Source organism: Tissierella sp., assembly GCF_052089545.1.
In the GTDB taxonomy this organism is placed as follows: Bacteria; Bacillota; Clostridia; order Tissierellales; family Tissierellaceae; genus Tissierella_A.
Window position 1 is genome coordinate 1 of record NZ_JBQDAA010000273.1, and the last position, 2,615, is coordinate 2,615.

Below are 2,615 nucleotides of genomic sequence, written 5' to 3' on the forward strand. Positions count from 1 at the left end.
CCCATAGAAATTTAGAGATTAAAATGTGGGCTGTGTTTGACGCTTACTTATATAATCAATAGCCTTTTTTATATGAAGACTAAAAGCTGTATTTTCTAAAACTGAATTTTTTCTAGGACAATGATCTTCCCATAAGTTAGTAAGTAGAGATAGATGATGTTTAATAATATGTCTAGGTTTATAGATTATATTCTGTACATTATCTTTATCATAAGAATAAGGTCCAAAAATAAAAAGATTTTCACAAGAATTCCTAGGGCATATGGTAGAAGCTGTAAAAAATATATCTTTTGAAACCATTATAGTAGCTGTGTTTATACTGTTTTTTTGCTTTAGTATTGAAAGAAATTTATTTTTAATATTATAGTTTTTTAAATACATATGTAATCTTTTATCATATCCAAATGAATGTATTCTAGTTCCATGTGATGAAATAGCTATTATTGGCAGATGAGTAGCCAAGTTGAAACTTTCCAAAGTTTCTTTTATTCTAAGTTTATCCAAATTAGTACAACTCCTTCTATGTCAAAATGCTTTTATATAAATATAGTAATAAAATATAAATACTGTCAAAGACTCATGTAAAAAGAAATGATAATATAGCTCATGTTGATAATGATTATCAATTATATCAAATAAAGATAATAAAAGAAAGAGGGACTTATTTTATGAATAGGAGTGTTAGATGATTAATATAATTTTATTTCTAGTTTTAATTACCTTATCAGTAGTATCAATATTTACTGGTGTTAGTGATATAGGTGTTCTAGATATTTTAAGTTTAAATAGAGAAGGGCTACAAATAATACTTTTAACAAGATTGCCAAGACTTATAAGCATTATATTTGCAGGAGTAGGAATGAGTATTTCAGGATTGATCATGCAGCAGATTAATAGAAATAAGTTTGTTTCACCGACTACTGCAACCACTGTTGATTCGGCTAAGCTTGGTGTTCTAGTTTCCATATTATTATTTAATGGAACTAGCGCAATAGAAAAGATGTTTATTTCATTTTTGTTTGCAGTAATGGGTACATTTCTGTTTATGCATATCTTGAAGAAGATTAAGGTTAAAAATGATATTTTTATTCCGCTTGTTGGAATGATGCTGGGTAGTATTATTGATTCTCTAGCTACCTTTTTAGCTTATAGCAATGATTTGGTACAAAATATATCTATTTGGCTACAAGGAGATTTCTCTATGATAATTAAGGGAAGATATGAGCTTTTATACATAAGTGTTCCATTAATTATAATTGCATTTATATATGCAAATAAGTTTACAGTGGTAGGAATGGGTGAAGACTTTTCAACAAATCTTGGTTTGAATCATAATAGGATTGCAAACTTAGGGATAGGAATAGTAGCCCTTATAACATCATTAGTTGTTATAACAGTTGGTAGAATACCATTTCTAGGTCTTATTATACCCAATATTATTACAATTTTTATGGGTGATAATATGAAGAAAAATATAATACCTACAGCTTTATTTGGTGCTACATTTCTACTTGCTAGTGATATTGTTGGAAGAATTATTATATATCCTTATGAAGTATCTATAAGTTTAATCGTAGGGCTAGTAGGAAGCATTATATTCCTCTATTTATTGATAAGGGGGAATAAATAAGATGAAAAAAAGAAAAATATATATTTTGACTGCTTTAGGCATAATCTTAATATCCTTATTCTTATTTTTAGGGCTTAAAAGTACCAATTGGAGATACTTACTTTCAAAACGTACTCCAAAGATTATAGCTATTCTAATAACTGGAATATCTATATCACTATCATCTTTAATATTTCAAACTGTAACAAATAATAGAATACTTACGCCGAGTATCCTTGGTTTAGATTCACTTTATATGCTAATACAAACATTAGTTGTATTTCTATTGGGTTCAAGTAGCATATTTATAAGAAATTCTAGTATAAATTTCTTTGTCACTGTGATACTTATGTTAATGTTTTCTAGTGTTTTATATAAATTTTTATTTATCAAGGAAGATAGTAATATATTAAAACTACTACTAGTTGGGATGATACTTGGTACACTTTTCCAAAGTATATCTTCTTTTATGCAAATGATGATAGATCCAAATGAATTTATGCACATACAGGGAAAAATGTTTGCAAGTTTTAATAATGTAAATACAAACATATTGGCACTAACAAGTTTAATTATAGGATTTGTAGTCATATATTCGTTTAAATTCACTAAAATCTTAGATGTATTAGCTCTAGGAAGAGAACAATCAATTAACCTAGGTATAGATTATGACAAGATAATAAAAAGATTATTATTTATAGTTTCAATCTTAGTTTCAGTTTCTACTGCTCTAGTAGGACCAGTAACATTTTTAGGATTACTTGTGGTTAATTTAGCACGTGAAGTTATGAAAACATTTGAACATAAATATCTCTTTATAGTCTCATCCTTACTTGGCATAGTTTTTCTAATAGGAGGACAGTTATTGATAGAAAGAATATTTAACTTTGGAATACCAATTAGTGTAATTATCAACTTTATAGGGGGAGTATATTTTATACATCTATTGTTAAAGCAATCTGGTAATATGTCAAGAGATAATTTCTAAGTAAAAGAAAAGAAACTA

Annotated in this window: 3 protein-coding genes; 2 read left to right on the plus strand and 1 reads right to left on the minus strand. The window is 27.3% G+C overall.

Annotated elements, in window-relative coordinates; all coding sequences use genetic code 11:
- Nucleotides 1-18: 18 nt before the first annotated feature.
- Nucleotides 19-504, minus strand: a complete 486-nt coding sequence (locus ACTHW2_RS12815) for a hypothetical protein (protein WP_442264280.1) — start codon at nt 502-504, stop codon at nt 19-21.
- A gap of 181 nt (nt 505-685) precedes the next feature.
- Between ACTHW2_RS12815 and ACTHW2_RS12820 the strand changes: the two genes are divergently transcribed.
- A complete protein-coding gene (locus tag ACTHW2_RS12820; RefSeq protein ID WP_442264281.1) occupies nt 686-1,630 on the plus strand; it encodes an ABC transporter permease in 945 nt (314 codons plus the stop codon).
- Nucleotide 1,631: 1 nt separating this feature from the next.
- Nucleotides 1,632-2,597 carry an iron chelate uptake ABC transporter family permease subunit gene (locus tag ACTHW2_RS12825; RefSeq protein ID WP_442264282.1) on the plus strand — a complete coding sequence of 322 codons (966 nt, stop codon included), beginning with the start codon at nt 1,632-1,634 and terminating at the stop codon, nt 2,595-2,597.
- The last annotated feature ends 18 nt before the right edge of the window (nt 2,598-2,615 follow it).